This window comes from [Zimmermannella] bifida NBRC 103089, assembly GCF_001570925.1.
In the GTDB taxonomy this organism is placed as follows: Bacteria; Actinomycetota; Actinomycetes; order Actinomycetales; family Microbacteriaceae; genus Gulosibacter; species Gulosibacter bifidus.
This window is the reverse complement of sequence record NZ_BCSP01000003.1, coordinates 111,489-131,597: the sequence shown is the minus strand read 5'-3', so window position 1 is coordinate 131,597 and position 20,109 is coordinate 111,489. Positions and strand designations below refer to the sequence as shown.

At 64.1% G+C, this 20,109-nt stretch carries 13 protein-coding genes and 1 pseudogene; 3 read left to right on the top strand and 11 right to left on the bottom strand.

From position 1 onward, the window contains the following. Nucleotides 1-23: 23 nt before the first annotated feature. Nucleotides 24-1,940 (bottom strand): MinD/ParA family ATP-binding protein, encoded by a 1,917-nt coding sequence (locus tag ZBI01S_RS10005; protein WP_222822364.1) that lies wholly within the window; start codon nt 1,938-1,940, stop codon nt 24-26. A gap of 249 nt (nt 1,941-2,189) precedes the next feature. Between ZBI01S_RS10005 and ZBI01S_RS03975 the strand changes: the two genes are divergently transcribed. Then, nucleotides 2,190-2,645, top strand: a complete 456-nt coding sequence (locus ZBI01S_RS03975; RefSeq protein ID WP_066056697.1) for a GNAT family N-acetyltransferase — start codon at nt 2,190-2,192, stop codon at nt 2,643-2,645. A gap of 194 nt (nt 2,646-2,839) precedes the next feature. Here ZBI01S_RS03975 and ZBI01S_RS03970 read toward each other — a convergent pair whose 3' ends face one another. The 7 genes from ZBI01S_RS03970 to ZBI01S_RS03940 all read right to left on the bottom strand — a co-directional run bounded on the left by ZBI01S_RS03970 (nt 2,840) and on the right by ZBI01S_RS03940 (nt 13,100). Further along, nucleotides 2,840-4,063: a hypothetical protein gene (locus ZBI01S_RS03970; RefSeq protein ID WP_066056694.1), complete on the bottom strand. Its 1,224-nt coding sequence runs from the start codon at nt 4,061-4,063 to the stop codon at nt 2,840-2,842. 102 nt (nt 4,064-4,165) lie between these two features. Continuing rightward, nucleotides 4,166-5,791, bottom strand: coding sequence for a bifunctional phosphoribosylaminoimidazolecarboxamide formyltransferase/IMP cyclohydrolase (gene purH / locus ZBI01S_RS03965; RefSeq protein WP_066056691.1), 1,626 nt, complete (start codon nt 5,789-5,791; stop codon nt 4,166-4,168). Continuing rightward, on the bottom strand, nt 5,788-6,393 hold the full coding sequence (gene purN / locus ZBI01S_RS03960; RefSeq protein ID WP_066056688.1) for a phosphoribosylglycinamide formyltransferase: 606 nt from the start codon (nt 6,391-6,393) through the stop codon (nt 5,788-5,790). The genes purH and purN overlap by 4 nt, the downstream gene beginning before the upstream one ends. Before the next feature lie 81 nt (nt 6,394-6,474). Continuing rightward, nucleotides 6,475-8,223, bottom strand: coding sequence for a cell division protein PerM (locus tag ZBI01S_RS03955; RefSeq protein WP_066056681.1), 1,749 nt, complete (start codon nt 8,221-8,223; stop codon nt 6,475-6,477). A gap of 191 nt (nt 8,224-8,414) precedes the next feature. Then, nucleotides 8,415-9,299, bottom strand: coding sequence for a succinate--CoA ligase subunit alpha (gene sucD / locus ZBI01S_RS03950; RefSeq protein WP_066056678.1), 885 nt, complete (start codon nt 9,297-9,299; stop codon nt 8,415-8,417). A gap of 2 nt (nt 9,300-9,301) precedes the next feature. Continuing rightward, complete coding sequence (gene sucC / locus ZBI01S_RS03945; RefSeq protein WP_066056675.1) at nt 9,302-10,504, bottom strand: ADP-forming succinate--CoA ligase subunit beta; 1,203 nt, start codon at nt 10,502-10,504, stop codon at nt 9,302-9,304. Nucleotides 10,505-10,658: 154 nt separating this feature from the next. Next, the gene (locus tag ZBI01S_RS03940) at nt 10,659-13,100 is read right to left on the bottom strand and encodes an ATP-dependent helicase (protein WP_066056672.1); all 2,442 of its coding nucleotides are present in this window, start codon (nt 13,098-13,100) and stop codon (nt 10,659-10,661) included. A gap of 232 nt (nt 13,101-13,332) precedes the next feature. On the opposite strand from ZBI01S_RS03940, the gene ZBI01S_RS03935 reads away from it, so the two are divergent. Next, a complete protein-coding gene (locus ZBI01S_RS03935; RefSeq protein WP_066056667.1) occupies nt 13,333-14,286 on the top strand; it encodes a glycerophosphodiester phosphodiesterase family protein in 954 nt (317 codons plus the stop codon). 514 nt (nt 14,287-14,800) lie between these two features. On the opposite strand, the gene ZBI01S_RS03930 is transcribed toward ZBI01S_RS03935, so the two are convergent. Both ZBI01S_RS03930 and ZBI01S_RS09470 read right to left on the bottom strand, forming a co-directional pair. Then, nucleotides 14,801-15,769 (bottom strand): Bax inhibitor-1/YccA family protein, encoded by a 969-nt coding sequence (locus tag ZBI01S_RS03930; protein WP_066056664.1) that lies wholly within the window; start codon nt 15,767-15,769, stop codon nt 14,801-14,803. 169 nt (nt 15,770-15,938) lie between these two features. After that, entirely contained in the window at nt 15,939-16,373 is a 435-nt protein-coding gene (locus ZBI01S_RS09470) for a DUF3054 domain-containing protein (RefSeq protein WP_110477035.1), read from the bottom strand. Nucleotides 16,374-16,590: 217 nt separating this feature from the next. Between ZBI01S_RS09470 and ZBI01S_RS10080 the strand changes: the two are divergent. Next, nucleotides 16,591-18,138, top strand: a pseudogene (locus ZBI01S_RS10080) (alkaline phosphatase). Between the two features lie 238 nt (nt 18,139-18,376). On the opposite strand, the gene guaA reads toward ZBI01S_RS10080, so the two are convergent. Beyond that, complete coding sequence (gene guaA / locus ZBI01S_RS03910; RefSeq protein ID WP_083524502.1) at nt 18,377-20,053, bottom strand: glutamine-hydrolyzing GMP synthase; 1,677 nt, start codon at nt 20,051-20,053, stop codon at nt 18,377-18,379. Nucleotides 20,054-20,109 lie beyond the last annotated feature (56 nt).

The following is a 20,109-nucleotide window of genomic DNA, read 5'->3' as shown; positions in this document are numbered from 1 at the left end:
GCGTGCAGTGACCTAACGGTGGCCTAGAGTCCTTCGGCGATGACCGCGGCTGCGTGTCGCCACGCGCGCAGCGTCTCGGGTGCCAAGCGCTGCGTGTTCAACGCGCCACCACCAACAAATTCGTGGTCGTACGGCACCGCAACCACCGCGCGGGTGAGCGCTTCGAAGTGCTTGCGCAGCTTGTTGGTGAGCTCCGCGTCTTCCTTTGCGCTCGGCGACGAAAGAATCGTCACCGCATTGGCGAGCTTGTCTTCGTAGCCGCGTTCGCGCAGACCGTCGGCAAGCCAGGCAGCCGAGGCCGCGGTGTCTTCGCGCGCGGTCGAGATGATCACGAGTTGGTCGGCGACTTCGAGCGCGGCTTCCCAGTTGGATGCGCGCATGTTGTTTCCCGTGTCGATGACCATGACGCGGTAGAAGCGCGAGAGCATCGAGTGCAGTCGGCTGAAGGCATCATCGTCGATGATTGCGGCGCTGGCAGCGTCGTCGTCACTGGCGAGTACGTCGAACTTGGCGTCGCCCTGGTTGCGCACGAAGCGGTCGATATCGGCAATCGTGGCGCCGCCTGAAATGGCGAAGCGTGGCAGTTCGCGCAGCAGGTCGACCGCGGTCGTCGTGTTCTTTCCCGGCTGCGAACGCCAACCGAGGGTGCCTCGGGTCTCGTTGTTGTCCCAGGCGAGCGTGTAGCCACCACGGTGGATGCCGAACATCGCGGCGATCATCAGCGTCGCGGTGGTTTTGTGGGCGCCACCCTTGGGGTTGACCACGACGATCGTGCGCGGTCCGTCGAACACCCGGCGAATTGATGCGAGTTCGTCACGCTCAGCCTGTTCACGCTTGCCCGGGCCGAGCGTGATGGCGCCACCGGTCATGCGGCGCACGCTGGCCCGCCAACCCTGTTCTGCGGGAATGGCGCGTTCGGGCTTTCGGTCGGCAAAGAAGTCATCGAGCGTTGGTGCGTTACCCGTGGCAGCTGCTGTTGTACCAGCGCCGCCAGCAACTGCGGCAGTAGGCGCGGATGCGGCCGGTGCGGTCGGCAATGTGGGCTCGGCTGGCTGCTTCGCTGCTTCTGCGGCAGCACCGCGATCGCGGAGGAAGGCTGGCGCCCACTCCTTGGGGGTTTCTTCTTGCGCACGTCGCTGTTCTCGCACCGCTTTCAACGCGGCAAGTCGGCCACGCTGCGCCGGGGTCAGTTCTTCTTCAGTTGCGAGCAGCGAGTCGAGCTGGTCGTCTGCGGTACCGGTCGCATCCGCCGACGCATTGCTATCTGCGAACGCCGTTTGATCGAATTCTTCACCCAGACCGTCGGCAATCTCGTCGTCAAAGAGACCGGTCGGCTGAATTGGGGCGTCTTCGATCTCGTCGATTTCCGAGCTGTGGGTGATGAGCTCGTCATAGCTCGGCGCGAGCATGTCTTCGCGCGGGATGCGCGTGGCTGGGTCGTCTACGAACGGTTCCTGCACCTGCTGCGAGACGGCGTCAGCACCGTCTACAAAGAGTTCGCGGTAGCCGCCGTCACGCTGCTCCCGCAGGTGCTGGTCGGCGTGCTCGAGGTCGGCGTCATCAATTTCAGCGCGTGGCTCAGCGTTGGCTTCGTCGGCTTCGTCGGCAGTCTGCGCTTCGCCGTCGTCTGCCTCATCGGTTGCTGGCGTGAGCTCAGTGTCACCGGGCTGCAGTGGTTCAACTCCCCCGATTTGGTCGAGCGATCCGTCTGCGCCGCAGATCAGTTGGTAAATGCCGTCGACGTCAATGATGCGAACCGAAATGTTGGCACCCGACTCCATCGCGGCACGCATCGCGCGTTCCATGAGTTCGCCGCGAAGTTCATCCGCATTCGCTGCCGAAGCACGAACCAGCTCGACACCGTCTCGAAACTCGCCCTGCCCATCAACTCGCACGAGCACTTCGATTGAGCGGTCAGTCTCCGCTGTCTTCTTCGCCATTCGGCGGCCTCCATCGCTTCCGAGTTCAGATCAACGAACCACGCTGCTGATCACCCGCAGCCATTCGGCGCACCACGCCACGCGCGGGTTCGCTTAACTTCATGTCAGTGTAGTTCGCGCAACCTCATTAACGGGTCATCACCGGGCAAATGCCCAGCGTTTCGCATCCGCTGCTCCACCACCTCGCATGGGTCCTACGTACCGCGATTTTTCGGGAGTCTTGCAAGTACGGCAGTATAGGCTCCAGCCATGGCAGCACTACAACTTGTTCCACTTACCGCAGACAACGTTGTCGCGGCGAACACGCTGACCCTGAAGCCGGGTCAGGAGGCCTTTGTTGCGCCAGTTTCGCACTCCATCGCCGAGGCATACGTCAACCAAGAGACCATGTGGCCACGAGTCATCGAAGACGAGGGCAAAGTTGTCGCCTTCATCATGGCCACCTTCAACCCCGCCACCGACGACGAGCTCTACCGCGCGACTATCCTGCGCATGAACGTCGATGCCGATCACCAGCGTCAGGGAATCGGTCGATTTGCCGTGAACGCCGTACTCGACGAGGCTCGTCGACGCGGACTCGACCGCGTGTTCGCCATCTGGGAAGAAGGCGAACACGGTCCGGGCAAGTTCTTCACCGCGCTCGGCTTCGTCGAAACTGACACCACGCCCTACGGCGAGATTATCGGCAGTCGCCAACTCGACTAGGGCCGTCCGCATCCGGGATTCTGCCGCAGATTCACAGCGAGTCAGGTCGCCAAACCGGCGCTCCTCACAGCCAGCGCTGCAAAGATTACTTTGCATTTAGACCACACCGATACGTCGAAACGCCCCGCGCGCAAGCACGGGGCGTTTCGCATTCCGACAGTTAATCGTCGGCGCGAGCAGGTGTGGGCAGCAACTTAGCGCGAAAGCAGCAACATGCGCGGCAGGGTCACACCCTTGGCTTCAAGCGCATCGAGTTCAAGCAGCTCAACCCGGTACCCGAGCGCACGAACCAGTTCGGCGGTCTGGGTCGCGGATGCGGACATCGCGATGGTCTGTGCGTCCAGCGCGATTGCTGCCGCACCGCGCGGTTCGGGAACCGCAATGAACCCGCCGAGCACGCTCGGCGTCTGCACGGCCTCGGCCCACACGAGCTTGGTGCCATCGGGCAGGACCGACATGGCCTCAGCCAACCGCATCCCGCCAGCTACCGGAACGGCAATCACGCGGTAGCCGCGCGCGGTAACCAAGCGACGCAGGCCGCGCAGCGCTGCCGCGTTGGTGCGAGCACCGACGCCCACGTAGAGCGCGCCGTCGGCCTGCACGACGTCCATTGGGTCAAACTCGGCCGGAGCTTCGAGCTCATCAAAAATCGCGCCGGCACCCTCGAGATCGCGACGGACCTCGGTGAACAGTCGACGTTCATCCGACTTGGCCGGCTGCGCCATGATGACCTGCTCGCCGAGCACCAGCGCAGTGTCGGCAAGGTAGAGCGAATCGTGCTCTTGCTCGGCGCCACCGATTGCCTGCGTACCCCACTCGTGTTCTTCGAGCATCGCCACAACCGCTTCCCACTGCTCGTTGGCGCGGTCTTGCGTTTCGTCGTCGAGCGACGAGAGGAACTCGTCCGAAGGCACGCGCATGAACGCCGAGCCGACGGCCGCAATCGGTGCCGGACGGCGCATCGAGCGCGCATCCGTTTCGGTTTCGTCGCGGTCGCGCAGCACCAGCGGCACGACGATCGCGGCGATCACGACAGCGCTGATGACGAACGGGAATGAAAGTCCGAGCGGCTCAGTCAGGATGAGCTGCCACGCGGTCTCATTGAGTTCGGCACCGTTCGAGAGGATTTGGAAGATGTAGCCAAGGCCATGACCAACCAGCGCACCTGCGAGCGCCGCAATCGCAGCCTTCCACGCCGCATCCAACCGCCACAGCGAACCGATGAGGTACATGACCGCGGCGTAGATCACGGTGGGCACCAGGGCGATGCCAAAGGCACGCATGAACGTGTCCCAAGCAGGCAGCACCATGGTGATGTCGCGCTCGTTGGTGGCGAACATGGTGGCGCACAGCGTGAGCAGGGCCGCGATGCCTACGGCTTTGCCGAGGTTGCGGGTGGTTTCGGTGTGTTCGGTCAAGATGGCCTTCGGGTCGAGCTTCGGTCGAGGATGCGGATGCGAGTGTGACGGGAGCGGTCGCGGTCGCGTGTGCGGGCGACCGCTCCCCTAATTTGCGTCGGCTTAGTGGAAGAAGTGGCGTTCGCCGGTGAAGTACATGGTGATGCCGGCAGCTTCGGCAGCGGCCTTCACTTCTTCGTCACGGATCGAACCACCGGGCTGCACGACAGCGCGAACGCCAGCGTCGATCAGCACCTGCAGGCCGTCAGCGAACGGGAAGAACGCGTCGGATGCGGCGACCGATCCGGCCGCGCGGTCGGCGGCACGATCGACGGCGAGGCGGCAGGAGTCAACGCGGTTGACCTGCCCCATGCCGACGCCGGTTGCGGCGCCGTCGTTGGCAAGCAGAATGGCGTTCGACTTCACCGCGCGGCAGGCCTTCCAGGCGAATTCGAGGTCGCGCAGGGTGGCCTCGTCGGCGGCTTCACCGGTAACGAGTTCCCAGCCGGCGTGCATCTGGTTGCCGACGAACGAGTCTGGCGTCTGCACCAGCAGACCGCCTGAGATCTGACGCACCTCAACGGCTTCGCGCGCGTAGCCGGCAGGCAACTGCAGCAGGCGGATGTTCTTCTTGGCGCTGAGAATTGCAACAGCCTCGGCAGCAAAGCCGGGAGCCACAACAACCTCGGTGAAGATTTCGCTGAGGGTCGCGGCCATTTCTGCCGAGACCTCGCGGTTCGCTGCCACAACGCCACCAAAGGCCGAAACCGGGTCGGTAGCGTGAGCGCGGCGGTGAGCTTCGGCGATGGCCGCAGCATCATCGAGACCAGCCGGTGCTACCGCGATACCGCAGGGGTTCGCGTGCTTGATGATCGCAACGGCTGGTGCATCGAAGTCGTACGCCGCACGCAGCGCGGCATCCGCATCCACGTAGTTGTTGTACGACATGGCCTTACCGTGCAGCTGGGTTGCCTGCGCGATACCGCGGCCGTCAGGCAGCTGGTACAGGGCTGCCTGCTGGTGCGAGTTTTCGCCGTAGCGCAGCGTGGCCTCGAGGTTGCCGGTGAGTTCGAGGGATGCGGGGAATTCTGCAGCTGCGTCGGTTGCATTCGCCGTTTCGGTTGCGGTTTCCTGGGCAAACCAGGCAGCAACGTTGGCGTCGTATTCGGCGGTGTGTGCGAAGGCTTCGGCGGCCAGCTTGCGGCGCTGTTCGAGGGTGGTGCCGCCGTTTTCGAGGGCGGTGATGATGCCGTCGTAGTTGTTGGGCGACACCACGATGGCGACGTTTGCGTGGTTCTTTGCCGAGGCGCGAACCATGGCTGGACCACCAATGTCGACCTGCTCAACCACGTCGTCACCCTGGGCACCCGACGCGACCGTTTCGGCAAACGGGTAGAGGTTGACGACGACCAGGTCGAACGGCTTGATGCCAAACTCGCCCAGTGCCTTTTCGTGCGATTCGAGGCGCAGGTCGGCGAGCAGACCACCGTGGATTGCCGGGTGCAGGGTCTTGACGCGACCGTCGAGCATCTCGGGGAAGCCGGTCACTTCGCTTGCCTCGGTAACGGCGATGCCCGCATCCCGAATCTGGGCCGCGGTCGAACCGGTCGAGACGATCTCGACGCCGGCCTTACCGAGGGCGGTCGCCAGCTTCAGCAGGTCGGTCTTGTCGGATACCGAGATTAGGGCGCGACGGATGGCGACCTGGTTGCGTTCGCGGCGGGCTTCGGTGATTTTCGGCGCACTCATGCGGCGATCTCCTTGAGGTTGATGGTGCCGTTGGCAATGCCCTGCACGGTGCGGATCAGCAGGTCGCGTTCAACGACCTTGATGCGTTCGTGCAGAGTTGCTTCGGTGTCTTCGGGATGAATCGGGATGCGTTGCTGTTCGATGATTGGTCCGGTATCGACACCGTTGTCGACGATCATGATCGTGGCGCCGGTCTGCGTGGCGCCCGCGGCCATCGCATCGCGAACGGCGTGGGCGCCCGGGAACTCGGGCAGGAAAGCGGGGTGCGTGTTCAGCAGTGCGGGTGCGAGCGCCTCCACGAAGGCGGGAGGAACGAGCCGCATGAAGCCGCTGAGAATGGTCAGGTCGGGCGTGAAACGCTGTACTTCTTGCAGCAGTGCATCGCCCCAGGCCGCACGGTTCTCGTAGTCGCGCGGGCGCACGACGAACGTCGGGATGCCGCGTTCGGTGGCGAGGGCGAGATTCGCCTCGGGAGTGTCCGCGCCGATAGCAACGACGCGGGCGCCCATCGGGGTACCCGTGCGTTCGGCGTCGTCAATGGCTTCGAGGAGGGCTCGCAAATTGGAGCCAGTCCCAGAAATGAGTACGACAACGTTTAGCACCGGTCGATTCTATCGCGCGGCGCCGCAACACCCTAGTGCTGCCGGTTTTGACGGCTACGGTCGCCCCGGACACGCACGGTGCTAGTCGAGGTCGGCGTAGATATCGGGTTCGCCCGGACGGTCGAGCACGTCACGCAGCGAACTGTCGCGACGCCCGCGCGACGGGCGCGATGGACCGGGGTCCGCATCCGTTTCGATAGTGCTGCGCTGACGTCGCGTGTTTGCGGATGCGGCATCGCCGTTTGCTGCGTCGGCAAAAGTATCTTCGCCATCGACATGAGCGATTGCTTGGTCGGTGCGGTCTCCCACTTCAACGTCAACATCCGAGAGGTCCGTTGTCGGATGCGCGTCAGCCTCATCGTTGTCGCCGTCGAACTTGGCGTCGGCACCGCCAAATTTGCGGTCGAGCTCGGCAAATTCGTCGAGATCAAACTCGGCGGTCGCGTCGTGATCGGAACCCTTTGCATCCCTACCACGGTCGGAATCATCGGCGTCGTCCCACGGCGCAAACCCACCCGGGATCCGGTCGCGCCAGGTGCGCGTTCGCGGTGCCCGCCGCACCGGCAGGCCCTGTTCGTCGGCGAACACGGGCTCGGTGAGGTGTGCATCGGCATCGCGTCGATCTGCATCCGGTTCGCGGCCCGGATCAACCGCGTGCAATGGCACGAACGCGCCAGTGAGCCCACCAACCGCAAACAGTCCGAGCGATGCAACAAGCACCAGCCCAGCATTGGGCCCGAACTGCACCAGGCGTCCCGGCCCGATGCCGCCCTGCGATAGGTACGCGAGCAACCACATCGCGATTGCCGCCACCGCTGCCCCACCGAGCGGCGCGACGGCACGCTGCAACCGAGTGCCCGCATCCGACACGAGCCCGAACATCCGGCTCACGAACACGAACGCAGCGGCGATCGCAACGGGTACGGCAAGAATCGCCCACCAGTACGGTTCGATGCCGTCGGGAATCAGGCCAAACATTGGCAGCACCGGTAGCGGCCCGGCTTCGGTACCACCGGGGCCGGCGTGCGAACCGACGCCGAGGTCGAATCCGGCCCCGAGCATCCAGCTCATCGCCCACACCACAAACGTCGGCAGGTACGCCAGCTGCGCAAGTCCTAGGGCGCTGACGCCCCAGCCATCGAGCTGCAGCATCTGCATGAGCCCGATGACCTCGCCGAAGCGCAAGAAGAGCACCACAATCATCAGCGCGGTAGCCGCCACTGCGAGTCCCGAAATGTAGCCTGCGGCGTTGCGCAGGCTCTCGCGCAGGTATTGCAGCACATCACCGGTGGCATCGCCCAGGCGCGCCGCCCACGGCACGTACTCCCACACACGCAAACCGATCGCGACGAATCCGAGCCACAGCAGCGAGCCGCCAACGAGCACGCCGGTCGGTTCGAGCCTAACGTTCTCGGCGGGCTGCATCGAGATCGCCGCAAAGTTTATGAGCGGGAAGGCGAACACACTCGCCGCAAATGCGAGCCACGGTTCGTCTTCGTCGTCGTTCAGGATGCGCAGGCCGGTGCGGTACGCAAACCACGCGATGAGTGCGGTGACCGCGAGCGGCGCGATCGCAAACACGAACCCGTAGGGTTCGGCCAGGCCAAGCGCGGGATAGTCCCGCGGCTGAATCTCGATACCAACAGCGCTGTTCAGGCCGAGGGTCCAGATCGCCAACGCCACCGTGAGGGTGACTTCCCAATCCACCGATTGGTAGCTGCCCGAAGCGAACCAGCCAATCGTGCCGATCGCGAGCGGGACGAGCACGCCAACTGCCACCGCGAGTGCGGTGTCGGCGAGGGCGGCGAGGATGGTGCTGATGCGTGACATTGCGCACTTGAGCGTAGTCGAGGTGGTTGCGGGCTCCCGTTCGGCAAGCCGCCGGCTGCCGAAAAACCAGTTGCTAAATCGAGCATCTCCAAACTGGTGCACCCTGGCAGTCTCGGAGGTGCTATGCACCTCCGACCACTGAAATTTGCACCACTTTGGAGATCTCGCGGCGAGGACCCCGCTCGAATTGTCTAGTTGTCGGCAAGCAGATCCCGCAACAGCGCCGCGGTTTCCGCCGTCGTCTCTCCCACGCGCACACCGACCGCTTCAAGTGCTGCTTTCTTGGCCTGGGCGGTGCTTTCGCTCCCCGACACGATGGCACCGGCGTGCCCCATCGTCTTACCTTCGGGCGCCGAAAAGCCGGCCACATAGGCCACGACGGGCTTGGTGATGTGCTCGGCGATGTACTCGGCCGCGCGTTCTTCGGCCGCGCCACCGATTTCACCGATCAGCACCATGGCACGCGTGTCTGGGTCACGTTCAAACGCTTCGAGCGCATCGATGTGGGTGGTACCGATCACCGGGTCACCGCCAATTCCGATCGCGGTCGAGACGCCGAGGTCGCGCAGCTCGTGCATGATTTGGTAGGTCAGCGTGCCGGACTTCGAGACGACGCCAACGGGACCGGAACCGCAAATCGATGCCGGCGTGATTCCCGCGAGCGCCGCATCCGGCGAAATAATGCCCGGGCAGTTCGGGCCGATCATCCGCGTCGCACCGAGTTCACGGATGCGGGCAAGCGCGTCGACCGTGTCATTGACCGGGATGCCCTCAGTAATGACCACGAGCAGTGGGATGCGCGCTTCGGCGGCTTCGAGCATGGCGGCTTTCGCCTGTGCCGGGGGCACGAACACCACCGAGACGTTGGCGCCGGTTGCGCGCATCGCCGCATCCACCGATTCGAAAATCGGCAGTTCACGGCCGGCGATAGTGACCGTTTGCCCGCCTTTTTTCGGGTGGGTGCCGCCGACGACGTTCGATCCGGCGGCGAGCATGCGCTGGGCGTGCTTGCGACCTTCGGCGCCGGTGATGCCCTGGATGATGATGACCGAGTCGCGGTCCAGATAGATCGACATCGTTAGCGCTCCTCGCGGGTGGTGGCTAGGGCAACGACCGTTTCGGCGGCGGTGTGCATGGTGTCGCAGACAGTGACGGCCGGATGCGCTGCCTGCTGCAAGATCGCGAGCCCGGCTTCTGCCGCATTGCCGTCGAAGCGCACCACGATTGGCTTGATTTCGGCACCTGTTTCGTTGCCGGTGGCAAGCGATTCGAGGGCTTCGAGCATGCCGCGGGCGATGAGGTCACAGGCGGTGATGCCGCCGTAGATATTGATGAAGACGCTGCGTACCTGGGGGTCGCCGAGCACGACGCGCAGTGCGGTGACCATTGTTTCGGTCGAGGCCCCGCCACCGATGTCGAGGAAGTTCGCGGGGCGAACGCCGGCGGCCGCGCCCGCGGTGGTAACGATGTCGAGCGTCGAGAGCACGAGCCCGGCACCATTACCGATGATGCCGATTTCGCCGTCGAGCTTTACGTAGTTGAGGCCGGCTTCGCTCGCGGCTCGCTCGTTCGGGTCGCGGATGCGGTCGGCGGCGTACAGGTGCGCGCGTTCTGGATGACGGAAGGCCGCATTGTCGTCGAGCGTGATCTTGGCGTCGAGCGCGATCACCTGGTCGCTGGTGGTTCGTGCCAGCGGGTTGATTTCGACCAGTGTGGCGTCGCCTTCGCGCAGCAATTGATAGCACTTGGCGAGCGCTTCGGCGGCCTGTGCCCGAACCGGCGCGGGGAGCGCGGCTGGCTGCAGGAAAGCGAGCGCCGCATCCACATCGAACCCGTCGAGCGGGTTGATGGCCTGCTGCAGCAGCGCATCGGGCGAGTTCTTGGCGATCGTTTCGATGTCGACGCCGCCTTCGGCGCAGAACAGTGCCCGGTAACCGCCAGCATCGCGATCGAGCAGCACCGCGGCGTAGTATTCCTCGGCGATATCGACGGCCTCGGCAACGAGCAGGCATTCGACTCGGTGGGTGGCGATCGGCTGGTTCAGGATGCGGACGGCAGCTTCGCGTGCGGCCTGCGCGTCTGCGACCACGGCCACGCCACCCGACTTCCCACGACCACCGGTCGGCACCTGGGCTTTGACGACGACACCGGTCGCACCGTTAGCAATGAGCTGGGATGCGGCCTGTTCAGCATCGTCAGTGGTTGCGGCAACGATCGCCAGTGGGGTCGGGATGCCCCATGACGCGAAGCATTCGCGTGCCTGGTATTCGAGCAAATCCATGTGTCTTCACCAATCCGCGCCCCAAGTGCCCACCATCGCGCAACGGGACCAGGGTCGCACCGCTCCTTGACTGCATTACCCTACCGGCCGCATCCGGATCGCCGCGCTTCGCACGCCGATCTATGCATTTGCGACCGCGACCTTAGCGCGCTCGCTAGCACTTTTCGAGCGGGGCAATCTTGATGAGCAGTTTCTTGCGACCGGCCGTGTCGAAGTCCACTTCGGCAATGCGCTTGGTGCCGACGCCCAGCACGGCGCGCACCGTGCCTTCGCCGAAGTCGGTGTGGCGCACGCGGTCGCCCGAGGCGAGCTCGAGCGCTGAGTTGTCCTTGACCTTGCCGGTGACCTGATTATCGAAGGTACGGTTGCCGCGGGTTGGTTTGAACGATTGTTTGAGGCCCGAGCCGCGAGCAACGCCGAGTTCGCTATTGCCGCGGCCACCGCCGCGACCGTAGCCGCCGTAACTGGAATTGCCGTAGCTCGATCCGCCATAGCCGCCACCGCCGCGCATCATCGGTGCCGACAGCACCTCGGCCGGCGATTGTTTCCAGTCGATGAGTTCGTTCGGGACTTCGTCAAGAAAACGACTCGGCAGCGACGGCGCCGTTTCGCCGTACTGCGTGCGCGACATCGCCATGGTCAAGTGCAACAGCTTGCGTGCGCGGGTAATGCCAACGTAGAACAGGCGGCGTTCTTCGGCGAGCCCACCCGGCTCGTCGGCGCTCATCTTGTGCGGCAACAGCTGTTCTTCGACGCCCGTGATGAACACGGTGTCGTATTCAAGGCCCTTGGCCGTGTGCAGCGTCATCAGCGACACCACTCCCGACTCATCGTCAATGTCGTCTGCCGCCGCAACGAGCGCGACCTCGGTGAGGAACTCGACCAAGTTGCCACTCGGGTTCTGCTTGTCGTATTCCTTGGCGACGTTGACGAACTCTTCGACGTTGTCGGCACGCGCGTCGTCTTGCGGATTGCCAGTGGCACGCAGCTTCTCGATGTAGCCGATGCGTTCGATCAGGCGTTCCAGCATGGTGGCAACCGGTACGGCCCCCGTGGGGCGCTGCGGGTTGCAGGATGCTTCGGCTTCGTCGAGGGCCGCGGCGAGCTCGGCAACGGCGTTACGGATCTTTAGCCCGAAACCCATCGCATCCGGCTGCCGAAGCGCCTCGCGGAAAGACATGTCGTTATCGGCCGCGTAGTTCGAAATCGTCGTTTCGCTGGCCGGGCCGATGCCTCGCTTCGGCGAGTTGATGATGCGGCGCACCGATAGCTCATCGTTCGGGTTCGCGATCGACATCAGGTACGCGACGATGTCCTTGACCTCGGCGCGCTCGTAGAACTTCGTGCCGCCGATGAGTCGGTACGGCACGGCCGCGCGAATCAGAATCTCTTCGAGTGCACGCGTCTGCGCGTTCGTTCGGTAAAACACGGCCATGTCGTTGTAGCTGACGCCAGTGCCGTGGATGCGGTGGATTTCGTCGGCCACGAACTGCGCTTCGTCGTGCGCCGAACGGCCCGCGTACCCCTGAATCTGCTTGCCGCTACCGGCCGACGTCCACAGGTTTTTTACTCGACGGTCGAAGTTATTGCCGATGACCGCGTTGGCCGCATCCAGAATCGTCTGTGTCGAGCGGTAGTTCTGTTCGAGCAGAATCGTTTTCGCGCCCGGAAAGTCGCGCTCAAACTCGGTGATGTTGCGGATATCGGCGCCACGAAATGCGTAAATCGACTGGTCGGAGTCACCCACCACGGTCAGGCTCGCGGGTGGGATGCTGCCGTCTGCAGCGAGTTGGATGCGGGTATCGAGCGGCACGTTCTCGGCCGCAACCGGCCGGGTGAGTTCGCGAATCAGCGCGTACTGGGCGTGGTTCGTGTCCTGGTACTCGTCGACGAGGATGTGCCGGAATCGGCGCTGATAGAGCGCGGCAATATCGGGGTGCGCGCGGAACAACCACACCGTTTGGGCGATGAGGTCGTCGAAGTCAAACGCGCGATTGCGCTGCAGTTCGCGCTGGTACTGCCGGTAGATTTCGAGGATGAGCTGCTCGCGCGGGTTCGTCAGATCGGTCTTGCGCGCAAACCCGTCGGGGTCGATGAGTTCGTTCTTGCACGACGAAATGCGGTTGAGGGCTGTCGGTACCGTGACGCCGAGCGACTCCGCTTCGAGCGATTTCACAATGCGCTTCATTAGCGCCTTCGAGTCGGCCGAGTCATAAATGGTGAATCCCTGCGGGTAGCCGAATCGTTCGGCTTCGCGTCGCAGAATCCGCACGCAGGCCGAGTGGAACGTCGAGATCCACATGCCTTCGACCGAGTCACCAAGCAGCTGTCCCACGCGTTCGCGCATTTCTGCGGCGGCTTTGTTAGTGAAGGTAATTGCCAAAATCTGGCTCGGCCAGGCTTCGCGCGTTGCGATCAGCCCGGCAATGCGGTGCGTGAGCACGCGGGTCTTGCCCGAACCCGCACCGGCGACGATGAGCAGGGCATCGCCGCGATACTCAACCGCCTCGCGCTGCGGCGGGTTCAACCCGTCGACAAGTTGCGCCGGAATGTCCGGTCGAGGGTACGCGTGATCGTCAGGCAGCAGAATCTCCATGGCTCCTTCATCCTAGGGTCTGCGTCTCCGAAGTCCGTCCCGCCGTCATCGACGCAGCCGCGTCACACGAAGCGGTTGTTGGCTAACCACCGACGCTGCCAACGACCCTATGGGCTGCCTCCGACACCCAATGCATCCGTCACTACCCAATTGGCCGAGGCATCTCGCAAAGTCGCTGATCGTTCACGAACCGCGTTGCCCGCTGTTCACACGGCACGCGCAAACTGGGCGAATGGCATCCGACATTCCGTGCATCATCGGCCACCGCGGAGCCCCGAGCCACCTTCCTGAGCACACGGCCGAGAGCTACCGGCTCGCCATCGCCCACGGTGCCGATCTGGTCGAACCCGATGTGGTGCCCACGCGCGACGGCGTGCTGCTGGTGCGGCACGAGTCGCACCTCGACGAATCGACCGACGTGGCCGCGCATCCCGAATTTGCCGAGCGCCGCCGCACCGCGACCGACCGGCTGCCCGGGTGGCACAGCGACGACTTCACCTGGGCCGAGCTGCAAACGCTGCGCGCGGTCGAGCGACTCCCCCAGCTTCGCCCGCAATCGCACGCGCACTCTGGCGAAGAGGGGCTGCTTCGCCTGCGCGAGCTCGTCGCGCTCGTGGATGCCGCCGGTGCCGCCCGCGGGCGACACTGCGGGCTGGTGATTGAGCTCAAGAGCGATGCCATGATGTGCGCCGCTGGGTTTGACTATGTCGAGATGCTCGGCCGTGAGCTCGCCGATTGCTGGGATGCGCCAGCTCTGCGCGGCGTGCGCTTCGAGAGTTTCGAGGCACCGTTGCTCGACCGGCTACAAGCAGCCAGCTGGTGGCCGCGGTTGCTCGACGCCAAACGCATCGTGCTGGTGGAAGACGCCGATCTGGTGCGCCCGTGCGAGGAAGGGCCATCGCGATGTACCGATGCCGGGCTCGATGATGCCGCCGCGCGGTTCGACGGTGTTTCGGTGCGAACCACGCTGCTGGATGCGGATCTCGTGTCGCGCGCGCACGCTCGCGGTCTCGAGGTGCTCACCTACACTCTGCGTGGCGAAGACACGTTCTTGCCGCCGGAGTTTGCGGGGCGCGCTGCTGACTACTGGCAGTCGCTGGCTGCGACCGGCGTCGATGCCGTGTTTGCCGACGACCCGAGGGCGGTGCGCGCCGCGCTGAGCTGCCCTGTGGCCACCGCATCCTGAGCCAGTCGATTCCTGCACCCGCCGCATCCTGAGCCGGCCACATCCTGGGCCGACCACATCCTGGGCCGACCGCATCCTGGGTCGGCCGCATCCTGAGCTGACGGCTGCCGCCACAGCAAGTTGTTTTCGTTGTCACCAGCACCCGGCGGTGCAGCCGGGGAGCGGCTGATTGCGCTGAAATTTGTGACGCTTGGACCGCCGCGGCGTCGTTTCACTCATCAAAACGTGACATTCATGCCGAAATCCGCGCCAAACACCCCAAATTGATGCGCCAAACGACGTCGGTCCCCGCGCAACCTCCACGGCGCACACACGCGAGGCGTGCCGCCACTCATCAAAACCGGCAATATCACCCACAAAATTCGCCACAACGCGCCGATTTGATGAGTCGCAGCACATTTGGCAACGAGACGCCGCCGCTGCCACTTCAGCTGCGGCGCCAGCACGCGGCGGAAACGAATGCGGGTCCCGCCGAAGCGGGACCCGCATTACGCAACCTCAACGGTGCGTCGAATTAGTCGTCGCCACGCAGGATTGCGATGAGGCGCAGCAGCTCGATGTAGATGAAGATGATCGTCGAGACAACCGAGTATGCGGCGATCCAGCCGTACTTGCGCGGTGCACCCGAACGCGAGCCCTGCTCAATGAACTCGAAGTCACCAACGAGCATGTAGGCGCCCATGACAACCGCGAAGATACCGAGGAATACGCCCAGCGGAATGCCGAAGATTTCGACGCTGGTGCGCATACCGAACGGCGAGTCAATAACGCCGAACGCGGTAAGGCCGAAGTTCACCAGCGAGAACGCGAGGTAAGCGAGGCCGGCAACCATGAAGAACTTGGTGACCTTTGGCGTGGTGCGAACCTTGCGCGAGGTGAACAGCGCGAGCGTGGTGCCGATAACGATCAGCGTGGCCAGCGCGGCCTGGATCACAATGCCGCTGTACATCGATTCGAGGGCTGCCGAGAAGCCGCCGACGAGCAGACCTTCAGCAACACCGAAGAGCATGATGAGCGGCACGCTCGGCTCGCGCTTGAACGCGAGGACGAACGAGAGCACGAGTGCGGTGAGCGAACCGGCAATTGCAAGCCCCATACCGAGCGCGGGCGAGGCGAGGGCGATGAACCAGTTGATCGCCGCGACCACAACGACAACGGCGAACAGCGAAGCCGACTTGGCGATCGAGTCTTCAACGGTCATGCGGTCCATGCTGTCGGCCGATGGCGACGGCATGTCGAACTGGCGGTTCAGGTGCTCAGGACCGGGAGCCGATGGGAAGTTCTGTGGGTTGCCGTACTGCTGGCCCTGCTGCCCGTACGCGTTCTGACCGTACTGCGGCTGGCCATACTGCTGGCCGTACTGTGGCTGGCCGTACTGGCTCTGCGGCGCCTGACCGTAGCCGGCCGGTGCGGCCTGCTGCTGCGGGGCGTTCTGAATCTGCCCGTTGAAATATGGGTTTCGCTTAAGCGCGGAACTCGACATGTGTTCTCCTGCAAGTTGGGTTTGCGTTGCCGACAGTCTAGGTAACGCATATGTGGGATTGCACGATTTGTCCGCCTACAGCGCATGAACATCCTTCCAAAGGAGGAACCCGGCGGTATCGGAAACTTTCGCTACCCATACCCGGCAACGCTGCGGCGCAGTCGGGAGCCTACCGGCGTCGCGTAACCAGTTGCATCACCAGTCGCGGCAGCAACAAGAACACCGCCAACACCCCCGCCGTCACCAGCACGAACGGCAGCGCCGCAGTCTCGCCGGTGAGCACCCGGATTCCAAGCCCAAGCGCGACCGTGACCACGTAGACCACAAGCTCCGGCAGGCGCACGCGCGTCGGGTCAATCCCGAGCGCCAGCGCCAGCGCCCACCCCACCGCGAGCGCCACCAGGAACGGCGACGCGGTGCCGAACCAGCCGCCGAAGTCGAGTGCGCTGTTGTGCGCACTTCGCCCGAGCAGCGCGAACACACCGACCAGCACCAGGTCAATCAGCAGCCAGCAGCCCAGGCGCGCCAAGTTTGGCGCAGCTGGTGCGGCGGATGCGGTGGGTTCAGCAGCAGATGCGTTTCGAGTGTTCGTGGTCGCGTTCATGTCCTCCACGCTACCGGCTTGCGCGCGAGATGAGTGTGGTGGCGCTAGCGCGGGCACCGCTGTCGGCACGACGGCTCCGGGTGAGGCGGCGGCATTCGCGACCGAACGCGCACGCGCCCGTCTACACACATGCAGGTAACGCATCCGGTCAATCTGCGGTAACCATGCCGTTACCTGGCCGTGACAATTCCGTTACTCCCCCGCCCTAGCTTCGGCGATGCAATCAATGCTTCTCCGTAGGTTCCCATGTGACCACTTCAACGCCGCCACCAAGGGCGAGATGCACTACCAGGTCGAGAAGGACGCCAACGGCAACGTTGTTCCGGCTGCCGCAAACACCGAGCCTACCGAGGGCTGGCAGGCCTGGGACCACACGTCGATGTACACTACCCAGCACGAAGCTGACGGTGGCGTTGCCTACGACCCGCAGGCTGCTTGGACGGACTTCGACTGGGTGAAGTCGAATCCGACTGACTCGGCTGCCGCCGGTACCGCCATGGCAACCGGAACCAAGACGTACAACGCCGGTCTCGGTGTCGACATCGACAAGAACCCGGTAGAGAACCTCTCGGAGCGCGCTCACGACCTCGGTAAGTCGGCCGGCGTGGTCTCGTCGGTACCGTTCTCGCACGCGACCCCTGCCGCGTACTCGGCGCACAACGAATCGCGCAATGACTACCCCGGCATCGCCGCTGAGCAGGTTAGTGGCGACATGGACGTGGTCATGGGTGCAGGTCACCCGATGTATGACGACAACCACAACCAGCTCACCGCACCGAACTACAAGTACATCAGTGAGGAGTCGTTCACCGCGCTCGAATAGGGCACGGCCGGCTTCGACCTCGTTGACGACAACGCTGAGTTCGAGGCCCTCACCTCGGGCAACACCCCAGAGCGCGTATTCGGTATCGCACAGGTTGGTTCGACCCTCCAGCAGGGCCGCACCGACGACGCCGTCATGAACGACGTCGTTGACCTCCCGACCATGACCAAGGGTGCGCTCAACGTTCTCGACAACAACGAGAACGGCTTCCACCTCATGATCGAAGGCGGCGCCATTGACTGGGCCGGTCACGCGAACAGCACGAACCGCGACCTCGAAGAAGTTGCCGACTTCAACGCATCCGTTGACGCCGTGATCGAGTGGGTTGAGACCAACTCGAGCTGGGAAGAAACCCTCGTCATCGTGACCGCCGACCACGAAACCGGCTACATCGGTGGCGCAACTCCGGGCGAGTTCAACTCGATGGAGATCATGTCGGCCCAGCCGCTCGCCGCAGCAACCGCACCGGAAATCGGTAATTCGCCACTGCTGTCGTGGAACTCGAGCAACCACACCCGCCAGCTCGTTGGCATGTGGGTAAAGGGTGCCGGTTCGCAGGACATCCTCGCCCTCGCTGACGCAACCGACCCGGTTCGCGGCTCGTACCTCGACAACACCGCGGTCGCTCGCTACCTGCTCGACACCGCATGGGTCGCCGCTGCCGAAGAACCAGCCCCAGGCACCGACGCTCCGGTGGAATCGCCAGCAGCACCGGAGACTCCTGCAGCTCCCGCTCCTGGAACTGACGCTCCGGCAGCGTCTACCGGTGCGCCTGCCGCATCGGCCGATGCTGCGGCAGCAACCACCGCTGCGGAAGCTGGAGACAGCGCCGACAACCTCGCCGCCACCGGTGCCGAGGACATCGCGCCGATCGCAATCGGTGCCGTCATCATCGCCGGTGCGGGCGCAAGCCTCATCGCGCTGCGCCGCCGCGCTGCCTAAGCTGCGCTGCTTGCACACACTGGATGCCCCGGGTACTGTGCCCGGGGCATCCCGCGTTTCCGCGTGCATCCGCCGTGCACGGCGTTCGGCATCCACGCGCTGTGAACCCGGACCCCGCACCCCCGCACTGAGCACCCCGGCTCGTCGCCATGACCCGCACCTCGGCGCGCAAACGCAAAAATGCCGCCCGAAGGCGGCATTTTTGCTACTCGCTGTTACATCAGCAACAAGCGCAAGATTACTCCCACTCGATGGTTCCCGGCGGCTTCGAGGTCACGTCCATGACCACGCGATTTACGCCTTCGACCTCGTTGGTAATGCGGTTTGAAACGCGCGCCACAACGTCGTACGGTAGGCGCGTCCAGTCGGCAGTCATCGCATCCTCGCTCGAAACCGGGCGGATCACGATCGGGTGACCGTAGGTGCGGCCATCGCCCTGCACGCCCACCGAACGAACGTCGGCGAGCAGCACAACCGGGCACTGCCAGATCTGCTCGTCAAGGCCAGCCGCGGTGAGCTCTTCGCGCACGATGGCGTCGGCCTCACGCAGCAGGTCGAGGCGTGCTTCGGTGACCTCACCGATGATGCGGATGCCCAGGCCGGGACCAGGGAACGGCTGACGCGCCACGATGACCTCGGGCACACCAAGCTCGCGACCAACCGCACGAACCTCATCCTTGAACAGTGCGCGCAGCGGTTCAACGAGCTCGAACGTCATGTCCTCAGGCAGGCCACCAACATTGTGGTGCGACTTGATGTTTGCGGTACCGGTGCCGCCACCCGACTCAACGACGTCGGGGTACAGCGTGCCCTGAACCAAGAACTTGATCTCGCCTTCGACATCGTCGTTGCGTGATTCGGCAACGAGCTGCGCGGCGGTCGATTCGAACACGCGAATGAACTCGCGGCCGATAATCTTGCGCTTCGTTTCGGGATCGGTGACGCCCGCGAGTTCCCCGAGGAACTGCTCACGCGCATCCACCGTCACCAGGCGAACACCGATTGCCTTTACGTAGTCCTCTTCGACCTGCTTGCGCTCGTCCTTGCGCAGCAGACCGTGGTCAACGAACACACAGGTGAGCTTGTCACCCACGGCGCGATGCACGAGTGCTGCTGCAACGGCCGAGTCGACGCCGCCCGAAAGCGCGCAGATAACTTCGTTTTCGCCGATCTGCTCGCGGATGCGGGCGACCTGCTCGTCGATGATCGACGACGGCTTCCAGTCGTTCGGGATGCCCGCGGCCTCGTGCAGGAACGCCTCGAGAACGCGCTGACCGTGCTCCGAGTGCAGCACCTCTGGGTGCCACTGCACGCCGTAAAGCTTGCGCTCGTCGTTACCGAACGCAGCGACCGGAGTGTCGGCCGTGTGCGCAAGCACCTCGAAGCCTTCCGGAGCCTTCGCGACCGAGTCACCGTGGCTCATCCACACGATCTGTGCGCTTGGCTGGTCGGCGAAAAGGCAGGATGCGGCGGCAGCGTCGGTGAGCTGCGTTGCGGTCGATCCGTACTCGCGGCGACCGGTACGAGCGACCTCGCCGCCGAGTGCTACGGCCATCGTCTGGAATCCGTAGCAAATGCCGAAGGTCGGAACGCCGAGTTCGAACACCTCAGCGTCGAACTTCGCCGCGTCTTCGGCGTACACGCTTGCGGGACCACCCGAGAGGATGATCGCTCGCGGCTGCTTTTCGCGCACTTCAGCAGCGGTGATGGTGTGGGGAACGATCTCGGAATATACGTTCGCTTCACGCACGCGACGTGCAATGAGCTGGGCGTACTGCGCTCCGAAATCGACTACAAGGACAGGCCTGGCATCGGTAGAAGTCGTCACGCTGTAAGTGTACGGGGTTTGCGCAAGTGCTTGGTATTGCCCAAGGTCGCTCGGTTGATGGTCACCGTTTGGGCGGTTGCCTCGCATGCGCATTCGCGATGCAAGTTCACGCTGTTGAGGTCGTGTAGGTACCGCGGCGTCGT

Bases quoted from the DNA above. Each gene is read 5' to 3' on its own strand.
- ZBI01S_RS10005 (WP_222822364.1), bottom strand. From the start codon at position 1,940: ATGGCGAAGAAGACAGCGGAGACTGACCGCTCAATCGAAGTGCTCGTG.
- ZBI01S_RS03975 (WP_066056697.1), top strand. From the start codon at position 2,190: ATGGCAGCACTACAACTTGTTCCACTTACCGCAGACAACGTTGTCGCG.
- purH (WP_066056691.1), bottom strand. From the start codon at position 5,791: ATGAGTGCGCCGAAAATCACCGAAGCCCGCCGCGAACGCAACCAGGTC.
- ZBI01S_RS03955 (WP_066056681.1), bottom strand. From the start codon at position 8,223: ATGTCACGCATCAGCACCATCCTCGCCGCCCTCGCCGACACCGCACTC.
- sucD (WP_066056678.1), bottom strand. From the start codon at position 9,299: ATGTCGATCTATCTGGACCGCGACTCGGTCATCATCATCCAGGGCATC.
- sucC (WP_066056675.1), bottom strand. From the start codon at position 10,504: ATGGATTTGCTCGAATACCAGGCACGCGAATGCTTCGCGTCATGGGGC.
- ZBI01S_RS03940 (WP_066056672.1), bottom strand. From the start codon at position 13,100: ATGGAGATTCTGCTGCCTGACGATCACGCGTACCCTCGACCGGACATT.
- ZBI01S_RS03935 (WP_066056667.1), top strand. From the start codon at position 13,333: ATGGCATCCGACATTCCGTGCATCATCGGCCACCGCGGAGCCCCGAGC.
- ZBI01S_RS03930 (WP_066056664.1), bottom strand. From the start codon at position 15,769: ATGTCGAGTTCCGCGCTTAAGCGAAACCCATATTTCAACGGGCAGATT.
- ZBI01S_RS09470 (WP_110477035.1), bottom strand. From the start codon at position 16,373: ATGAACGCGACCACGAACACTCGAAACGCATCTGCTGCTGAACCCACC.
- guaA (WP_083524502.1), bottom strand. From the start codon at position 20,053: ATGCGAGGCAACCGCCCAAACGGTGACCATCAACCGAGCGACCTTGGG.